General features: G+C 44.6%; 14 protein-coding genes. 11 read left to right on the top strand and 3 right to left on the bottom strand.

The window, feature by feature from the left end; translation table 11 throughout:
* Positions 1-188 precede the first annotated feature (188 nt).
* The 3 genes from R7Q11_RS05310 (at position 189) to glgC (ending at position 5233) form a co-directional block, all read left to right on the top strand.
* The gene (locus R7Q11_RS05310) at positions 189-1493 is read left to right on the top strand and encodes an inosine/guanosine kinase (RefSeq protein ID WP_005376376.1); all 1305 of its coding nucleotides are present in this window, start codon (positions 189-191) and stop codon (positions 1491-1493) included.
* 236 nt (positions 1494-1729) lie between these two features.
* Positions 1730-3478 (top strand): formate--tetrahydrofolate ligase, encoded by a 1749-nt coding sequence (locus R7Q11_RS05305; RefSeq protein ID WP_225466257.1) that lies wholly within the window; start codon positions 1730-1732, stop codon positions 3476-3478.
* A gap of 537 nt (positions 3479-4015) precedes the next feature.
* Positions 4016-5233 (top strand): glucose-1-phosphate adenylyltransferase, encoded by a 1218-nt coding sequence (glgC, locus tag R7Q11_RS05300; protein WP_033906540.1) that lies wholly within the window; start codon positions 4016-4018, stop codon positions 5231-5233.
* Positions 5234-5330: 97 nt separating this feature from the next.
* Here glgC and R7Q11_RS05295 read toward each other — a convergent pair whose 3' ends face one another.
* Positions 5331-8492, bottom strand: coding sequence for a chitinase C-terminal domain-containing protein (locus R7Q11_RS05295; RefSeq protein ID WP_225466256.1), 3162 nt, complete (start codon positions 8490-8492; stop codon positions 5331-5333).
* Between the two features lie 277 nt (positions 8493-8769).
* The gene (locus R7Q11_RS05290; RefSeq protein ID WP_005376392.1) at positions 8770-9651 is read right to left on the bottom strand and encodes an AraC family transcriptional regulator; all 882 of its coding nucleotides are present in this window, start codon (positions 9649-9651) and stop codon (positions 8770-8772) included.
* A 206-nt stretch (positions 9652-9857) separates the two neighbouring features.
* Here R7Q11_RS05290 and R7Q11_RS05285 point away from each other — a divergent pair, with 206 nt between their 5' ends.
* From R7Q11_RS05285 to R7Q11_RS05255, 7 genes are all read left to right on the top strand, one after another.
* Positions 9858-11006: an iron-containing alcohol dehydrogenase gene (locus R7Q11_RS05285; protein WP_005376393.1), complete on the top strand. Its 1149-nt coding sequence runs from the start codon at positions 9858-9860 to the stop codon at positions 11004-11006.
* A gap of 294 nt (positions 11007-11300) precedes the next feature.
* Entirely contained in the window at positions 11301-11957 is a 657-nt protein-coding gene (locus R7Q11_RS05280) for a lysoplasmalogenase (RefSeq protein WP_005376394.1), read from the top strand.
* A 169-nt stretch (positions 11958-12126) separates the two neighbouring features.
* Complete coding sequence (locus R7Q11_RS05275; protein WP_005376395.1) at positions 12127-12861, top strand: amino acid ABC transporter ATP-binding protein; 735 nt, start codon at positions 12127-12129, stop codon at positions 12859-12861.
* Positions 12861-13658: an amino acid ABC transporter permease gene (locus R7Q11_RS05270; protein WP_005376396.1), complete on the top strand. Its 798-nt coding sequence runs from the start codon at positions 12861-12863 to the stop codon at positions 13656-13658. Before R7Q11_RS05275 ends, R7Q11_RS05270 begins: the two co-directional genes overlap by 1 nt.
* Before the next feature lie 9 nt (positions 13659-13667).
* On the top strand, positions 13668-14486 hold the full coding sequence (locus R7Q11_RS05265; RefSeq protein ID WP_225466255.1) for a transporter substrate-binding domain-containing protein: 819 nt from the start codon (positions 13668-13670) through the stop codon (positions 14484-14486).
* An 81-nt stretch (positions 14487-14567) separates the two neighbouring features.
* Positions 14568-15488, top strand: coding sequence for an amino acid ABC transporter permease (locus R7Q11_RS05260; protein WP_017820957.1), 921 nt, complete (start codon positions 14568-14570; stop codon positions 15486-15488).
* 92 nt (positions 15489-15580) lie between these two features.
* Positions 15581-16399, top strand: coding sequence for an EAL domain-containing protein (locus R7Q11_RS05255; protein ID WP_225466254.1), 819 nt, complete (start codon positions 15581-15583; stop codon positions 16397-16399).
* 106 nt (positions 16400-16505) lie between these two features.
* On the opposite strand, the gene R7Q11_RS05250 is transcribed toward R7Q11_RS05255, so the two are convergent.
* Positions 16506-17039: an RNA-binding S4 domain-containing protein gene (locus tag R7Q11_RS05250; RefSeq protein WP_005376400.1), complete on the bottom strand. Its 534-nt coding sequence runs from the start codon at positions 17037-17039 to the stop codon at positions 16506-16508.
* Positions 17040-17265: 226 nt separating this feature from the next.
* On the opposite strand from R7Q11_RS05250, the gene R7Q11_RS05245 reads away from it, so the two are divergent.
* The gene (locus R7Q11_RS05245; RefSeq protein ID WP_169644076.1) at positions 17266-18219 is read left to right on the top strand and encodes an endonuclease/exonuclease/phosphatase family protein; all 954 of its coding nucleotides are present in this window, start codon (positions 17266-17268) and stop codon (positions 18217-18219) included.
* Positions 18220-18235: the final 16 nt, after the last annotated feature.

Genomic DNA, 18235 nt, shown 5'->3' with positions numbered 1-18235 from the left:
GCTGAGCAACAAGTTTAAAAAACAACCCATTGCAATACGACAAGCGTCATAAATTGCAGCTGCTTTGGTTGCTATTTACTCAGCTCGCTGATTTTTTCAGCGAGCAAACTTCTTTGTAATAAATCGCCACGATTTTCATTTTTTTGTGATACAATCCCGCCTCTTTTTTTTCTCACTCAAGAACAAGCATGAAGTTTCCTGGTCAGCGTAAATCTAAACACTACTTCCCAACTCACGCTCGAGATCCATTAGTAAACCAAATCCGACAGGCACCTAAGCTATATCGCCCAACTATTGTTGGTGTCGGTCAAACCATTGTAGATATCGAAGCACGTGTAGATGACGCGTTTTTAGAGAAATACAACCTGAGTAAAGGACATTCGCTCGTTCTTGAAGAAAGCAAAGCAGATGCTCTTTACGAAGAACTGGTTGAGCAAGGCCTGATCACACACCAATACCCAGGTGACACGATTGGCAATACTCTTCACAACTACTCAGTTTTAGCCGATAGCAAATCCGTTTTGCTCGGTGTGATGTCTAAGAACATTCAAGTCGGTTCTTTTGCTTACCGCTACCTTTGCCGTACGTCTTCACGCATGAACCTTAACCATTTACAAACGGTAGATGGCCCTATTGGTCGCTGCTACACCCTAATTTCTCAAGACGGTGAGCGTACATTTGCTATCAACGAAGGTCATATGAATCAACTACTTCCGGAAAGCATTCCTGAAGAGATCTTTGAGAAAGCATCAGCCCTGGTTGTTTCTTCTTACCTAATGCGTGGTAAAGAAGAAGATCCAATGCCTAAAGCGGTACAAAGAGCGATCGACTTTGCTAAGAAGCACGATGTCCCTGTTGTACTTACGTTAGGGACGAAGTACGTTATCGAAGGTAACGCACAGTGGTGGCAAGAATACATTCGCGAAAACATTTCTGTTGTCGCTATGAATGAAGAAGAAGGTGCGGCGCTAACAGGTGAAACAGAGCCGCTAGCAGCTGCTGATAAAGCACTTGAGTGGGTTGATCTCGTACTGTGTACGGCAGGACCAAATGGTCTGTACATGGCTGGTTACACCGACGAGAAAGTAAAACGAGAAACCACACACGACATCCTTGAAAGCTCCCTCGAAGCCTTTAACCAGTACGAGTTTAGTCGTGCGATGCGTAAAGAAGACTGTCAAAACCCAATGAAGGTCTACTCTCACATCGGCCCTTACCTTGGTGGACCATTAGAGATTAAGAACACTAATGGTGCAGGTGATGCAGCCCTTTCAGCCTTACTGCATGACATGGCAGCAAACTCTTTCCACCAAAAAGAAGTGCCTAACTCAGAAAAGCACGAAGTACGATGCTTAACCTACTCCTCTCTTTCTCAGATTTGTAAATACGCAAACCGAGTAAGCTATGAAGTGTTGACGCAGCACTCTCCTCGCCTATCGCGAGCGCTTCCTGAACGAGAAGATAGCTTAGAAGAGACTTATTGGGATCGTTAAAACGACAGCTTTAAAGCTAAAAATATATCAAGGTCACCATTTGGTGGCCTTTTTGTTTTTATCTAACACTATAACGAGTAGATTTCGTTAGTATGTCGCACAATACGAAGCAGTAAACTCTTTACAAGCCTAACCGAAACAGTACCATCACCAAGCAGACCTTTGCCTCACAATAATACTCGTTATAACTCAGGTAGTTTTTCAACGCTACCCGTGTGCCACTTTGGGGATTCTCCATGCAGTCAGATATCGAAATTTGCCGAAACACACCACTTTTTTCTATTGATGTTATCGCGGAAAAAGTAGGACTATTGCCCGAAGAGTATGACACTCACGGGAAGCACAAAGCCAAAGTCCACCCAAAATGTTTGGAACGACTCAAAGCAAATGATGACGGTAAACTTGTACTCGTCACTGCGATCACGCCGACTCCTCTTGGCGAAGGAAAAACCGTTACGACGATAGGACTGGCGCAAGGTTTAGCAAAGCTTAATCAATCTGTTATTGCATGTATAAGGCAACCTTCGATGGGACCCGTCTTCGGTATTAAAGGTGGCGCAGCGGGCGGTGGTTATTCTCAAGTAGCTCCAATGGAAGAGTTAAACTTACACCTTACTGGTGACATTCACGCAGTGACAGCGGCGCACAACCTTGCTTCAGCCGCTCTTGACGCTCGCTTGTTCCATGAGCAACGCGAGGGTTATGATGCCTTTGAATCACGCACCGGGTTAAGAGCACTTAAAATCGACACGGCCAGTATTACTTGGAAACGAGTGATGGACCATAATGATCGTGCACTACGTAAAGTCAAAATTGGCCTCAATGATGCAGGAAAAACCATCAATGGTTTCGAGCGTGACGAAGGGTTCGATATTTCAGCTGCTTCCGAGTTAATGGCTATCATTGCACTAGCCAAAGATTTAAAAGATTTACGTCAACGTATCGGGAAAATTGTCGTAGCGTACGATTTGAACGGAAACCCCGTCACTACGGAAGATCTACAAGTTGCAGGAGCAATGGCAGTAACACTAAAAGAGGCGATTGCACCAACACTGATGCAAACTCTAGAAGGTGTTCCTACGTTGATCCATGCAGGTCCATTTGCAAACATCGCCCATGGAAATTCATCCATTATCGCGGACGATATTGCGCTAAAACTGTCAGGTTACACGGTAACTGAAGCCGGTTTTGGTTCGGATATGGGATTTGAGAAAGCGTGTAACATTAAAGCTGCTGCCGCTAACAAAGCTCCAGACTGTGTAGTGATCGTAGCAACATTACGCGGCCTCAAAGCGAATTCCGGACACTACGATTTACGGCCAGGTATGGCTATTCCAGATTCCATCTTTAATCCGGACCAAGCAGCATTGGAGGCTGGGTTTGAAAATTTAAAATGGCACATAAATAACGTTCATAAATACGGTTTACCTGCTGTCGTTGCCATTAACCAGTTTCCACAAGATTGTGTGAAAGAGCTTAAAGCTCTTGAAGAGCTGATTCACCAATTTAATCCCGAAGTTAAAGTAGCCATCAGCACCGCTTTTTCGCAAGGCGGACAAGGCGCAACGGAACTAGCTCAACATGTTATTGATGCGTGTACCACGCCTGTAGAGTTTTGTCCGTTATACAACAAAGAGCAATCATTACTCGAAAAGCTCATGGCAGTATGTGAAGCGGGCTATGGAGCAACCAATATAGAAATGACTCCTATCGCGACTGAACAGCTCAAACATTTTGAAAATCTAGGTTTTAACAACTTAGCGGTTTGCATCGCGAAGACACCACTATCTATAACCACAGACTCCGCAGTCAAAGGCGCACCAACTGGTTTTACCGTCCCAATCCGCGAGCTGCGCTTGTGTGCGGGCGCAGGATTCGTTTATGCATTATCTGGTACCGTGATGACGATGCCAGGCTTACCTGATAAACCCGCATTTATGAACTTAGATCTTGATGATGAAGGAAATATCGTCGGTCTCTCTTAGTGCAGTGATGACGTATCGCTATCAGTGAAGTGAGCATATTCATTGAGTGAGTGGTCTACTTACCTATCCACTCACTCTCAACAACTGTGAAAAGAGTTGTCTAAGGCCTTCTACTCTTGAATCGTTGATACAAAGCTCTCCTGCCTTACATCAACGCGCCTGTTTTAGACCTTTAGAGTTAAGACGCTAACCCTAAGCCTTGTTTAGCCATAGTTATTAAGCTAGAAAACCCTATTTATCTTCTTGTTTTGTCGCCACTTTACATTGTAAATCCATACTTGTTGACTTCTCCTTTCTACCATTTTGCGCCAATTTGATGCACGGGCTATTTAGCGCTTCACTAATATGGTGCAGTTGTCTTACAGTGAAATTTTAACCTCCTTGATTTTTAAGGAGATATTCTATGGCTCGATTCTTGTAGTAGACTTTTCACTAATAAGCACATTAGCACATGCTTTTCAAAACCTCTGCGTTGCATACCACCTCCTTCAGGTTAGCACCGTTTTGATGCATGTCAGAAAAGGGAAAGGGAATACTATGGAAGACGCACTTGCCGTAATTTTAGCAGGAGGGATGGGGTCTAGACTCAGCCCACTCACCGATGACAGAACCAAGCCAGCCGTACCTTTTGGCGGAAAATATAGAATTATAGATTTCACACTAACCAATTGTTTACATTCGGGTTTACGCAAGATCCTTGTTTTAACCCAATATAAATCTCATTCACTTCAAAAACACTTGCGAGACGGCTGGTCGATATTCAATCCAGAGCTAGGCGAGTACATTACTGCTGTTCCACCACAAATGCGCAAAGGTGGTGCATGGTATGAAGGAACCGCCGATGCGATTTATCACAACATGTGGTTGCTATCGCGAAATGATGCAAAGTATGTGGTTGTGTTATCCGGCGATCATATCTATCGAATGGACTACGCCGCAATGCTTGAAGAGCATAAAGAGAAAGGTGCTAAGCTCACCGTTGCCTGTATGGATGTTCCCGTAGAGGATGCTTCAGCATTCGGTGTAATGGGCACCGCAGAAAACGGGCTCGTTACTTCGTTTATAGAGAAACCTGAAACCCCACCTACCCTTCCTGGAAGCGCGACCAGAAGCCTTGTTTCTATGGGAATATATATCTTTGATATGGATGTTTTGAAAGAAGCGCTTGAAGAAGACTCAAAACTCGATTCATCAAGCCATGACTTCGGAAAAGACATCATACCTAAGCTGATTGATACCGAATCCGTTTACGCTTATCAATTCTGTGGCAGTAAAGGGCGCGTCGATAAAGATTGCTATTGGCGCGACGTGGGTACCATTGATTCCTTCTATGAAGCGAATATGGATCTACTAGAACCTGTGCCGCCAATGAACCTTTATCAGTCCAATTGGGCGATTCGTACTTACGAGCCGCAGTTTCCACCAGCTCGTACCGTTTCTTCTGCTACAGGCAATGAAGGTATTTTTATTAACTCCATCATTGCTACCGGTGTCATCAATTCTGGAGGCTCAGTACAGCATTCCATCATTTCCTCTAACGTACGCATTCAAGACAGTGCAACGGTAGTCGATTCCATCATATTTGATGACGTAGAGGTTGGTGAAGGAAGTCAGTTGGTCAACTGCATAGTTGATAAACATGTTCGTATTCCGCCACATACTCAAATTGGCATCAACAAACTTGAAGATGCGAAGCGATTTAAAATCTCAGACAAAGGTATTGTCGTCATACCCGAAAGTTACCAATTCGATTAAACGACAAACTATCACAACAAAAAAGCGCACGATAATCATCGTGCGCTTTTGTTTAAGTGCCCGTAAACATTAGGCTATAACAAATAATCCATAATAATTAGATGTTACATACCGTTGACCAGCTACCATCTGTACCCGGTTCAGCCGCTGTCCACCAGTTCGCTTGGTAAACCACACCGTTGTGGATGATCTTATCACCTTGGTTAGCGTGGCTTGGATTACCTGCCCAATCCGTTTGTGGCAGAGCTGGGTATGTCACTAAACCTGTCGTATCACACGTACCTGGTTCAGTGGTACCACCACCCGTGCCCGCATTGAGATCACCAATTGGTAGATCTGGCTGTTCAAACTTAAACGCAAACTCCTTACCACCAGAAATCACTGAGTAGTTAGCCGGACCAGAGATTGGTAGGTAGTAAACCATATCAAGCTCGTAGGTGCCGCCCGCCGGCAAGTCTTTCCATGCTGGTAGAGAGAACGACACACGGTGCATTACGCCATCTAAGCCACCAATGTTGTTTGCTCGAGTATGTCCAGAAGCAATCACTTTCAAACCACCACCTGATTGGTCTTTCGCGTTGTCCGGCGCAGATACTGGGATATCGAATTGGAATTCAGTACCGCCAGGGATCGCTTGACCAGTGTTATTTGTAAACGTGATTTTTGGGTTAATTGGGTAGTTTTGGTCGCCAACTTTGAAGCCGCCAACACTAACAGTAATGTCTACTGCTTCAGTTGGTATTGGACCAGTCGCTACTTTGTTACCGTAAGGCGTCGCAGACTTAAACTTGTCGTAGATAGCTTTGGTCATAGTGTTACCCATGTGGTATTCACCATTACCCGCCGCACAAGCTTGTTCAGTTGCATCTACTGCCGTACGATTACCATTTGCATCCAGTACGTAACAGTTGTAGTCACCTGCTAGTTCCCAGAACATGATACCGCCGATCTCTTTATCGATAACGTAATCGGCTTTCACCTCGATAGAAGCTTTATCTTCCGTAGATAGGAATACGCTCTTCTCTGCGTTCCACAACCAAGGAGCCACAGCAACGCTATCGTAATGACGAGTATAAGTACCAACAAACTTATCTGAAGGATCGTTGACTGGGTCAAGACCGTAAGCAGCTGCGTAAGAGCCCCAAATACCGTTTTCTAGGTTCTTAGCATGCCACATTGGGTTAGAACCAGCGCCCATTTCGTTTCCTTTAGGGTCGGTATCATGCCACATGTTGTCGATACCAATAGCGCCGTGACCACAGTTGTTCTTCTCACCTTCACCTGTGCCCGGTTGGCACTCTGCTTGGTTTGGTAGTGCCGCTCGGCCCCATAGGCCATTTTCGCCACCAGTAACACCTTGCCAACCACGGGTGTAGTAAGGAACACCAATGTTGATACGACCTGCTGGCATAGAACCACGGAAGTAATGGTAAGCCCAGTCTGTGTTCAAGTAACCGATACCACCGTATGCAGCAGTGCCGTATACGTTCCACTGCGCTAACTCAGAGTCTTTACCTGTATCGAATAAAGCCGCGTTATGACCAACGTGATCATTCCAAGCCCCATGCAAGTCGTAAGACATGATGTTTACGTAGTCTAGGTACTTAGTTACATCGAAGGTTTCCATCCCACGTAGCAAGTAACCTGAAGATGGTGCTGCGATAGTCAGCATATAATGAATACCATCTTGCGCGGATGCCGCATCAAGTTTCTCACGCAATACTTTCATCAGCTCTTGGTAAGACGCCCATAAATACTGACGACGTGGTTCCATGAAGTCTTTGTCGTAAGGGTTACCAGCACCAGCCATTGACGTCGGGTATTCATAGTCAATATCCAGGCCATCGAACTTGTACTGACGCATCATTTCAACGGCAGAAGTTGCGAACTTCTCAATACCAGCATGATTAATAGAACCGTCCGCATTCGTCGTCATGGTGTAGAAGCCACCATCAGCTACACGATCGCCGTTCGTATCGAAGTGACCGCCCGTTTCAGCCCAACCACCAATCGAGATTAGCGTTTTAACATCATGTTTTTGCTTGTAAGTTGCTAGTGCACCAAAATGACCTTTAAAACCAAGAGCAGGATCTACCTCAACGCCTGGCCAAGTTTTACCTGTAGCAGGGTTGTTAGGATCATTAACGTCGCCAACGTTTACTTTGCCGTCAGAACCAATGCTCACAAACGCGTAGTTAATGTGAGTAAGTTGTTCCCAAGGAATGTCTTTAACAAGGTAAGTCGCTTGTGGGTCGTCACCTGATCGCCAACTGGTGAAGTAGCCGATTACACGACGTGGGTGATCAGCCCCCATTTTCTCACGACCTTCTTCATCATAAATAGAACAGTAAGGAACATCTACACCCGTTGTTTGATAAAGACCATCAGGACGACAATTAGATGTCACTGCGCCGCCGTTTACTGTTAACGTCGCAATTGCAGAATCTGCTGTTGCTCCAGCATCATCGGTTGCTCTCGCATAAACACTTAATGAGCCAGCTTGTGAAGGGGTTACATCCAGCGTGTATGGCGCTGTTGTAGCAGTGCCAGCAAGCACACCTGCAACATAAAAATCAACTTTAGCAACGGTACCATCCGCATCCGTAGCATTTGCAGTCAGTGTTACGGAACCACCCAGGTCAATAGAGCTCGCAGAAAGCGCGACATCCACTGTCGGCGCTTCGTTACCAGGTTGCGCTGATGCCACAGTTAACGTCACAACACTTGCCGTACTAACGGCACCTGCATCGTCATAGGCCTTGGTAGAGAACTCGTGCTGTCCTTCAGTTGCTGTCCACGATGCAGCATACGGCGCAGACGTTGCCTGACCAACTAATACACCATCAACAAAGAACTCTACTTTGCTAACAGTCCCATCAGTATCTGCCGCATCTGCAGCTAGGTTAACAACATCACCCGCAGTCACAGAAGCCGACGCAGAAGGCGATGTCAGAGTAACCGTCGGGACTTCATTCTGAGGTGGTTCAACCGGTCCAGTGCCATCACAAGCGCCAAGTGTTTCCCACTCGCCCCACTCACCAGATTGCGCTGGATTGTTGTTTTGCGTCCAGTAACGCGCTTTATAAGCATTACCTTCATGCTGAACTTGGTCGCCACCGTTATAAACTTTTGATGATTGCCAAGTTTCTAGAGGGGCACAGTCAACTGCTGCGTAGCTATTGAAGGCCATAAGACAAGAAGCGGTGAGTGTGCTTAGTGTGAACACGTTTTTCACTGCGTTGCCGTTTTTAAGGTGCATAATCGCTCTTCCTTAAGTTATTGTTAAAACAATACTAAATGCGCTAAACGAAGCGCATCTATACTTTTATTTCGACGTAAAATAACTTAAGTACAAGTTGGTGATTTCACACTATCTATTTACGAGTTTTCCACACCGCCTCGCAACAATCCACTAAATGATTGCAACAACGTACCTATTATTTGGCACCAGTAACTAATTTTATAACTCAAATAAATATGTCACTCGCAAATTAATAAAAAAGGTAAAAAAAGTCGCCATTTTGAAATAAAGATCACTAAGCCTTTGTTGACCTTGGCGTTTCATTAAAATGCCGCTTGTACTCGCGACTAAACTGTGATGGGCTCGTGTACCCGACCATTCTCGCTGCATCATTAACACGTCTCCCCTCTAACTGGATCAATTCGCGCGCTTTGTTAAGTCGAACTTTCTTAATATATTGCAACGGAGATTCAAGCGTGACATTGCGAAATGCTTGATGGAAAGCAGACACACTCATGTTGGCTTCTTCAGCCAATGCTTGTACGTTCAACTGTTCATGATACGCTTGATGTACACGATTTAGTGCTTTAGCTACCCTCGCGTAAGAACCTTCTTGATGTGCTAGGTCAAATAAAACATACCCCTCTTTGCTCACCAAAGTACGATACACAATTTCCTCAAGAAGCAACTCGCCAAGCATGATGACATCAAGCTCGTTACACATTGCTTTCATTAACCGTTTGCACGCATCCAACATACCTTCATTCATACGTACCGACTTAAGGCCGCAACGGGTAGCATCCAGACACTTATTACTGAATTTTTCAGCCTCTAATTTTTTAACGAGTTTATGAAGAAGCGTTGGCGAAATATCTATCGAAATGCCAAGTAAAGGCTCATTGTTTGTCGCAAACGCTTCGCACTCTAGTGGCATGGGAACCCCGACAACAAGGTAATCATCGGGCCCATATTGCACTGGTGTATCACCAATATGAATGTTCTTATGCCCTTGACCCAATACGATGATGCCGGACTGATAGACAAACGGCTGGCGATGATTCCCTTTGCTACTGCGATAAAACCATACGCCATCTATCGCTGTTTTCTTCATACCTTCTAGGTCATGCAGCCCCTGCTTTTCAACATATTGCTGCATGATATTTGCGAGAGTGTGCATTAGAGCGCTCCATCAATGACCAACGAGTTTGGTCTCTATTATCGTTTCGAGCACTATACTTCCTCTCGACTTTAACTTTCTAGCTCAAGAGCATTAATTTTGTAGAAATAGGCAAATTATTTGCAGAAATCGACCTGTTAACCATCATTAATCAGGACTAATATGCATGTATTCAATCTCCTTCACTGGAAGCAAGAGGGCTAATAATGAACTTTTCTTATGTAAACCCAACCAAGATTTTCTTTGGTCAAAAACAAATCGCAGCAATCAAAGAAGCTATCCCATCCGACCAAAAAGTTTTAGTGGTATACGGTGGTGGCTCCATCAAAAAAAATGGCGTGTACGACCAAGTAGCAGAAGCTCTTGAGGGACATGAATGGCTAGAGTTTTCAGGTGTTGAACCAAACCCAACCAAAGAAACACTCGATAAAGCAGTCGCAATGGTAAAAGAGCATGGTGTTGATTTTATTCTAGCGGTAGGTGGTGGTTCAGTCATCGATGGTTCCAAATACGTAGCAGCGGCATCAATGTATGATGGTGATGGTTGGGATATCATGATTGGTAAGCACCAAGTCACTGAAGCGACGCCTCTAGCTGCAATTTTGACATTGCCAGCAACAGGCTCAGAGTCAAACATGGGCGCAGTTATCACTAAAAAAGAAACTCAAGACAAACTTCCGTTCATGTCTCCAGCAGTGCAGCCAAAATTTGCCGTGTTAGACCCAGATGTAATGAAAACACTGCCAGAACGCCAGCTTATCAACGGCATTGTTGACGCATGGGTGCACGTATGTGAGCAATACTTGACGCTTCCTACCGGTGCAATGGTTCAAGATGGTTACGCAGAAACACTGCTGAAAACTTTAAAAACACTCGGAGAACAGTTTGCGGAACGAGACGACGATATGTGGCGCGCAAACTTAATGTGGTCTGCTAACCAAGCATTGAATGGGTTAATTGGTAGTGGCGTTCCACAAGACTGGGCGACACATATGATCGGCCATGAATTAACCGCTCTATGGGGCGTTGATCATGCGCGTTCTCTTGCAATTGTCCAACCATCGTTACTTCGTAACCAAATGCAGTTTAAGCGCCCTAAGTTAGAACAAATGGGTCGCAACGTATTTGCTCTTGAAGCAGGTGAGGATTTAGCAGAGCGCACAATCGAAGCTATCGAAGCGTTTTATCATCAACTTGATGTCGCAACTAAGCTCGAAAACTATGGTGAGAGCCGTGAACAAGCTATCGATGCCATCATTGATCAACTAAACAAACACGGCATGACTGTTTTAGGTGAAAACCAGGCGATCACACTTGAACGTAGCCGAGAAATCTTAGAGTTAGCTGTCTCATAACTGCAACAATTCTTCACTGCCCTTCCTAGGGTTTAACGGTATTGTGACTTAACAGTCACAATACCGTTTTTTTATGCTATTTTGTAAGCCACATCACGTTCAAAACGAGGAGGCTTCTAAAAACAACGATTCCCTCCAGACAAAAAATCGGCCGTGTTGGTTAGTAAAGAGACAACTGTCCAGCTTTACACAAATAAAAATAATTGAGATCAAAGAACGAGTTAACTCGTTAATTAAGTTTTGATTTGTTGTAGTGATGTACTACATAATTTTGTCTGTTCGAGAAAACACTTTATGTGGCTAGTTGTTGTCGTATTAGCATTCATACATATCATCAGTATCCGTAAAGGCTCTAAATGGCTCTTTTACGTTTCTAAACCATTACCAGTGCTCTGTATGCTTGGTATTTTAATTCAGTCCCCGGCTTACCCAATGCCATATGCGCATTGGATTTTGATTGGCTTATCGCTCTCGTTGCTTGGTGACGTGTTATTAATGCTCCCTAGAGACAAGTTCATTACAGGATTAGTGCTCTTTTGCTCTGCCCATCTCTCCTATAGTTATGGTTTTGCCATCATGTCAGCGTGGCATTTTACACCTTGGCTCCCAATTGCCTTGTTCGGACTCGGTATATGCGTCTACTGGTTGTTCCGACCGGATCTCGGTAAAGAAAAACGGCCAGTTGCTAGTTATATATTGGTACTGATGACTATGTGCTGGGCTTCGATCGAGTATTATTTGAGTGGGAAAACACAATCCTCCTCTTTTGCAGTGCTCGGAAGCTTTATCTTTATTATCTCTGGCATCGTATTGGCTTTCGAACGCTTTGGAGGACGGTCAATATTTTCACGACAAGTTGTCATGGTGACCTACTATTCTGCACAGACACTAATGGTTATGTCTGTTGTTGCGATTGTTGTTCGTTATCCGTATCTCGTTGAACTGAGTTAGTCATACTCTAGACTCTAGACTGCACCAACATTAAAGAAACATGGATGTATCTTGTAAGCGATCTGAATAGAGTCTTAAAATCATCGCCTAAACATTAGCTTATTCTTAATGAAATTACGCGCACAACTTGCTATTGTAAAAGGATATTTTTCCGTTATAGCGTGCCCCTTTGAAAGAGAATACTCCCGTCGTTGAGTTTAGCGACGTAAATAAGTGGTATGGCGATTACCACGCTCTAAAAGACATCAACTTCTCCGTGCATTCTGGCGAGATCGTCGTGGTGTGTGGCCCTTCAGGTTCCGGAAAATCAACGCTCATTCGTTGCATCAACCATCTTGAATCGATTCAAGAAGGCCAGCTTCATGTGTTCGACCAGCCTTCTCACGCAAAATCTCTCAAGCCCGGTAAAATCGGCATGGTGTTCCAACACTTTCACCTTTTTCCTCACTTGACTGTACTGGAAAACCTCACCTTAGCGCCGATTCGCACACTCAAATTATCAAAACAAGAAGCTGAAAAACGCGCAAAACATTACCTAAAGCGAGTCAATATTGAAGAGCAAGCGAGTAAGTATCCTATCCAGCTTTCTGGCGGTCAGCAGCAACGCGTCGCGATTGCCCGCTCCTTGTGTATGGAACCGGATTTACTCCTGTTTGACGAGCCAACTTCAGCGCTTGATCCGGAAATGATCAACGAAGTGTTGGATGTCATGGTTGAGCTGGCTCAAAGCGGAATGACGATGATTTGCGTCACGCATGAAATGGGATTTGCCAAAAAAGTAGCGAACCGCGTGGTATTTATGGATGAAGGCCAAATCTTGGAAATGAACTCTCCAGTCGCCTTATTTGAGACACCACAGCATCCACGCACCCAAGCATTTTTGAACCAAATTTTAAGTTACTGATGATAGTTCGCGTAATCAAACCTGTCCTTCAAGCTTTACTGCAAATGACGCTCCTCTTCATAGCGATTGTGTGGGTGTTGGACTCTGGTGCCGACGCTATGGGCTATCAATGGCAATGGGAGCGCGTACCTGATTACATCGCTTTTTATGAAGATGGCGAATGGTGGCCGGCAGAACTTATTGATGGGCTATTGGTCACGCTTAACATCTCTGCTATTAGTCTATTTTTTACCTTAGTGTTGGGGTTGGTCACCGCGTTACTAAGGCTTAGCGATTCGAAAGTCGGCAATGTTATTGGTACCACTTATGTCGAAGTAATACGTAACACGCCGTTGTTGGTGCAAATCTATTTACTCTACTTCGTGTTTGGCCCCGTGATTGGTTTGGACCGATTCAGCACCGCCGTTTTGGCATTATCCCTTTTCCAAGGTGCCTACACCGCGGAAATATTCCGTGCAGGTTTAAACAGTATTCCTAAAGGGCAATTCGAAGCAGCACAAACTCTCGGACTATCACCGTTTTACACCTACAAAGACGTGATTTTGCCTCAGGTTTTACAGCGCACATTACCGCCATTAACCAATGAAGTGGTTTCTTTGATCAAAAACTCTTCCATTGTAAGCGTGATGGCGATTTTTGATCTAACGACACAGGCACGCAACATCGTCTCAGAGACGGCGATGCCGTTCGAAATTTGGTTTACCGTGGCAGCAATTTATCTTGCTCTCACTCTGTCACTTTCTGGCTTGTCTGCATGGCTAGAACACAAACTCGGAGCCAGTTGGCGCAAATTATAAGGAGATAACATGAAGTTATTCAAAGCGACCATTACTGCATTATTAGGGCTAGCCATAGCTATACCTACAATCGCGAAAGAAGATGTCGCCACACCCAATGTAGATCAAATCAAAGAACGAGGAACTTTGCGCGTTGGTATGTCAACATTTGTACCTTGGGCAATGCGTAACAAGCAAGGTGAGTTAATCGGTTTTGAAATCGATGTTGCCAAACGCTTAGCACAAGATTCAGGTTTGAAAGTGGAATTCGTACCGACTGCGTGGGATGGCATTATTCCCGCACTACTGGCGAAAAAGTTCGACGTGATCATTGGTGGCATGTCTGTTACGCCTGAACGTTCCAAAAGCGTCTTGTTTACTGCGCCCTACTCGCACTCAGGCGTTCAAGTAGCAGCAAACAAAGAACTCGCCTCTGGTTTTAGCGAATTTTCGGATTTTGACTCACGACGCGTAAAAATTGCGGCTCGTCGCGGCGCATTCACCGTTCAAGTAGCCAGAGAAACCTTCCCGAAAGCGAAGATCCTGCAATTTGATGACGACGCGCAAGCGTTCCAAGAGGTGCTGAATGGTAACGCCCACGCGGTCATTGCTTCTAGCCCAAAACCAGAACATGAGACAGTGAAACACAGCGACAAACTATTCCTTCCATTCTCTGAGCGACTATCACAAGGTAACGAAGCCTTTGCAGTTCGCTTGGGGGAAGAAGATAAAAAGGCCTTTTTCAATAAATGGATTGAAGCAAGAACCCAAGATGGATGGTTAAAACAACGTTATGAATACTGGTTCTCGACATTAGATTGGCAAGATCAAGTCGCGCAAGGCCAGTAATCTAAATGGCTCGTGGACGCCGCGAGCCTATACTCTCCAATCATCCATTTTACTTTTCCATAACTTATCGGAGTCAAATTTTTGGGCGAACACACTACCACTCGCACAGCACCCGCGAAATCCAGCACAGGCTACCTTTTACCGCAATTAAACACACTAGACTGGGTACTACTTGTTATGTGCGGTATCGGTGGTGTTTGGCTGTACCATCGGTCCGCTGTTGGTGTGCATTATTTGTGGCAGTGGAAAGAGGCGCTTGAATTACTTTTCACGCCTAGAGCAGATGGTGGTTTGCCCTACTTCTTCCAAGGTTTGATTTCGACGTTAAGGCTCAGTATTTGGGGCATCAGCTTCGCATTAGTGTTTGGCACTTTGTTAGGCTTAGCACGCTTCTCTCGTTCCGTTTGGTTGCGCACACCTGCCAATGCGTTTATCCAGTTAGTGAGAAACATCCCTCCGTTGGTGTTTGTTTTTATTTTCTACTTTTTCATTTCTAACCAATTGATCCCGTTGCTCGGTTTGGAAGATCTTCTACGAAACTACAACGGCGAACCAAATGCGCTACAGCGCTTTCTGTTTGGGCCTTCTAACCTTTGGGAAAACCTTGCCTCTGGCGTGTTATGCGTCGGCTTACTCTCTTCTGCCTACATTGCAGAAGTTGTGCGCGGTGGTTTACAAAGTATCGACCAAGGTCAGTGGGAAGCGGCTGACTCATTGGGCTTGTCTCGGTGGGTGAAATACCGATTTGTTATCGCGCCACAGGTGCTTAAATCAATAACACCTGCACTTGCCGGTCAAACCATCTCTTTGGTGAAAGACACCTCTATTGTTTCACTGATTTCGATACAAGAAATGACGTTTGTTGGGACAGAGATGGCAAATTCATCAGGGTATATATTTGAAATTTGGTTGATTGTCGGCCTCGCTTACTTCTTAATTTGTTTTGGTCTGTCACTTATTTTTCGCCATATTGAAGCAAAATCGGAAGCCATTTCAAATTAACTCAACCGCATATGTAATTAGGCACATTTGATTCTTCAAATCAGAATTGCACCCTGTTACATTGACAAGATGCTAAATTTTCGGCGTTTTTCATGGAGTTAAAGAATCAATCCGACTACGAGCGATACATAAAACAAGATAATCTTGGTGAATATTACGTAGCTCTCAATCAATTCACTTTTCACAGTGTTTATCAGCCAATTTTTGATAGACGCCAACGTATTATTGGTATGGAAGCCTTACTGCGTATTCGTGGCATTGATGGTTCCCTAATTCGTCCTGACGTGTTTCTGGCCAATAATGGTCTTGATCCCTACTTTCGCTTATGTGTAGAGTTTTTATCCAGAGCAATGCACATTCGAAATTTTGCACGCTATTTCGCAGGGACACCGATCAAACTGTTTCTTAACGTCATGCCTCAAACGCTACTCACGCTAACCAAAGACATGGGCTTTAAAGATAACGGCCTGCTTTACAAACGCCTTTCCGAACTTGGTATGAGCCCATCAGACGTAGTTTTTGAAGTAGTCGAAGAGTCATGCGGAGATACGGATTTATTAATCAAAGCCGTACAGTTAATGAAAGCGAATGGCTTTATCTTTGCTATCGATGATTTTGGCACCCAACATTCTGATATCGCACGTGTTCAGCAGCTCTGCCCTGACATCATCAAAATCGATCGTTCCTATTTGCTAGACTACTGCGCCGGAGAAACCTTTTCCATACATAGCGCCGTTGATCTAGCGGATCATATGGGAGCAAAAGTCATTATAGAAGGGGTTGAAGAAGACGTGCAACTACAAGCTATGTATCAACTTAATTTGGATTATTACCAAGGTTTTTACTTAGGAAAGCCTTGCGCCATTCATCACTGGACAGATAGCCTAAACATCGAGACGACAGTGCATTAACACTGCCCACTTACAGCACAGTGAAACCAAAAAAGCGCCGATATAATATGCTCGGCGCTTTTTAGTTTTACTCAGATGTCACTTATTTAGTTAAGCGTTCATTTCCCTAGAAAAAATCAATAGAATTACGTCCGCTCTTCGGATCACGAGTGGCTTGCGGTTTGTCTTCTTTTTTGCCTTTCTTAGCAGACTGAGACAACGCTTCTTTCTGCGCTTTACGCTCTTTATGTGCCGCTTTACGGCCTGTTGATTTAGGCCCAGAGGCTTTGGGTGACTTACTTTGACGAGACTTATCTTTACGAGAAGACTGTGCTTCTTTTTTCGCTTTCTTTTCTGCTTTTTGCTCTGCCGTTTCAGGTTCGGTTACTGGCGCATCGCAAACCACAACATAATATTCCTGGTTAAACTCAAAAAAGTCACCATCATACATCTTGCGGCGCTTACGTGTTTCTAGTTCACCATTCACCGCGACATAGCCTTCCTCGATGATATGTTTTGCTTCGCCGCCACCGCTGACCAAGTTTGCGATTTTAAAAAGCTTGTATAGTTCGATTGGATGCGCATCAACATCGATGCCAATCGCTTCGATCTCAATCTCTTCGCCTTCTAAATACTCTTCGTGGTCGTAATCTTGGGTCATGTTACTTACTCTTACTATTTGATGCCCTGAAGTTTAAACGCAATGCTTAAAAATAGAAACCTCTGCCGATGTTCAATCACCGATTCGCCTTGGCATTTGAGCACCTCTTAACCCATTTAACTTGTCGCTTGTTAGCTTGTATACCGATGCGTAGCTCAAACGAAGCTGCAATTACGCAGCCTGAAGGTATATACTCTCTAAGTTATTGTTGAAAAGAGCGAATACTTTGTCTCAACCAAGTAGAATTACCTTTGTCACTGCGAACTTGTTTAATTTTGTCGCACCGCCTAACGCCTACTATGATTTCGAGAACATATACTCGTTAGAGCAATGGCGAGACAAACTTTCGTGGACGCAACGTCAAGTTGAAAAACTGGAAGGCGACGTGATTGGCTTACAAGAAGTATTCAGTATCGAGAAGACCCAGGCATTCTTTTCAACCATCGGCTACCCCTACTTTGCGACCGTTGACACCCCACATGTTGAGGATGAGTACATTTACTCAAGCCCTGTTGTGGCAATCGCATCTCGGTTTCCAATAGAAAAAGTACAAGCGGTAGAGTTTGACTTAGCAACGCTTGAGCCTTTTGGAGTAAGTGTTGCTCCAGAGTTCAGTCGCAAACCTATCTATGCCCAAGTAATACATCCTGTACTTGGTCATATCGCCGTTTACGTAACGCACCTGAAATCTCAACGCCCGGCCGACTCAGAACAACCAGAAACGTCCAGCACGATTATTGGGCGCTGGTTATCCACCCAGCAAAGAGGCTGGGAAGCATCGATGTTAAGAGACGCGATGCAAAAGAGGTATCGAAAAGAACCAATGCCGACAGTGTTAATGGGCGATATGAATCAACCTATCACTCCTATCAGCGTTAATAGCGCATTGGTATCCAACACTGGTGACAGTGTCACTGAATTACAACTCAAAGATGGTTGGATATTGCAAAGTGACGCTCAGAAGGATGAACGCCCCGTCACGCACTATCATTTTTCCACTGGGAACGTACTCGACTATATCTTGCTCTCACAAGAGTTTGACACCTTATCAGATATATCGGTTGCCGAGGTTGTTGACTATCAGGTGTCTAACCAACATCTGATCAACCCGATTTATGACAGAGATAAAAACGCCAGCGACCACGCATTTGTGGCGCTGACGGCTGAAGTAAAGCTTTGAGTAACCTATTTAGTTA

This window comes from Vibrio sp. 970 (genome assembly GCF_033339075.1).
Note: the sequence above shows the minus strand (reverse complement) of the source record. Positions and strands in the feature narration are given on the sequence as shown.

What these genes read in the sequence shown, in the direction of transcription:
- R7Q11_RS05310 (WP_005376376.1), top strand. Translation starts at nt 189, where the DNA reads ATGAAGTTTCCTGGTCAGCGTAAATCTAAACACTACTTCCCAACTCAC.
- R7Q11_RS05305 (WP_225466257.1), top strand. Translation starts at nt 1,730, where the DNA reads ATGCAGTCAGATATCGAAATTTGCCGAAACACACCACTTTTTTCTATT.
- glgC (WP_033906540.1), top strand. Translation starts at nt 4,016, where the DNA reads ATGGAAGACGCACTTGCCGTAATTTTAGCAGGAGGGATGGGGTCTAGA.
- R7Q11_RS05295 (WP_225466256.1), bottom strand. Translation starts at nt 8,492, where the DNA reads ATGCACCTTAAAAACGGCAACGCAGTGAAAAACGTGTTCACACTAAGC.
- R7Q11_RS05290 (WP_005376392.1), bottom strand. Translation starts at nt 9,651, where the DNA reads ATGCACACTCTCGCAAATATCATGCAGCAATATGTTGAAAAGCAGGGG.
- R7Q11_RS05285 (WP_005376393.1), top strand. Translation starts at nt 9,858, where the DNA reads ATGAACTTTTCTTATGTAAACCCAACCAAGATTTTCTTTGGTCAAAAA.
- R7Q11_RS05280 (WP_005376394.1), top strand. Translation starts at nt 11,301, where the DNA reads ATGTGGCTAGTTGTTGTCGTATTAGCATTCATACATATCATCAGTATC.
- R7Q11_RS05270 (WP_005376396.1), top strand. Translation starts at nt 12,861, where the DNA reads ATGATAGTTCGCGTAATCAAACCTGTCCTTCAAGCTTTACTGCAAATG.
- R7Q11_RS05265 (WP_225466255.1), top strand. Translation starts at nt 13,668, where the DNA reads ATGAAGTTATTCAAAGCGACCATTACTGCATTATTAGGGCTAGCCATA.
- R7Q11_RS05255 (WP_225466254.1), top strand. Translation starts at nt 15,581, where the DNA reads ATGGAGTTAAAGAATCAATCCGACTACGAGCGATACATAAAACAAGAT.
- R7Q11_RS05250 (WP_005376400.1), bottom strand. Translation starts at nt 17,039, where the DNA reads ATGACCCAAGATTACGACCACGAAGAGTATTTAGAAGGCGAAGAGATT.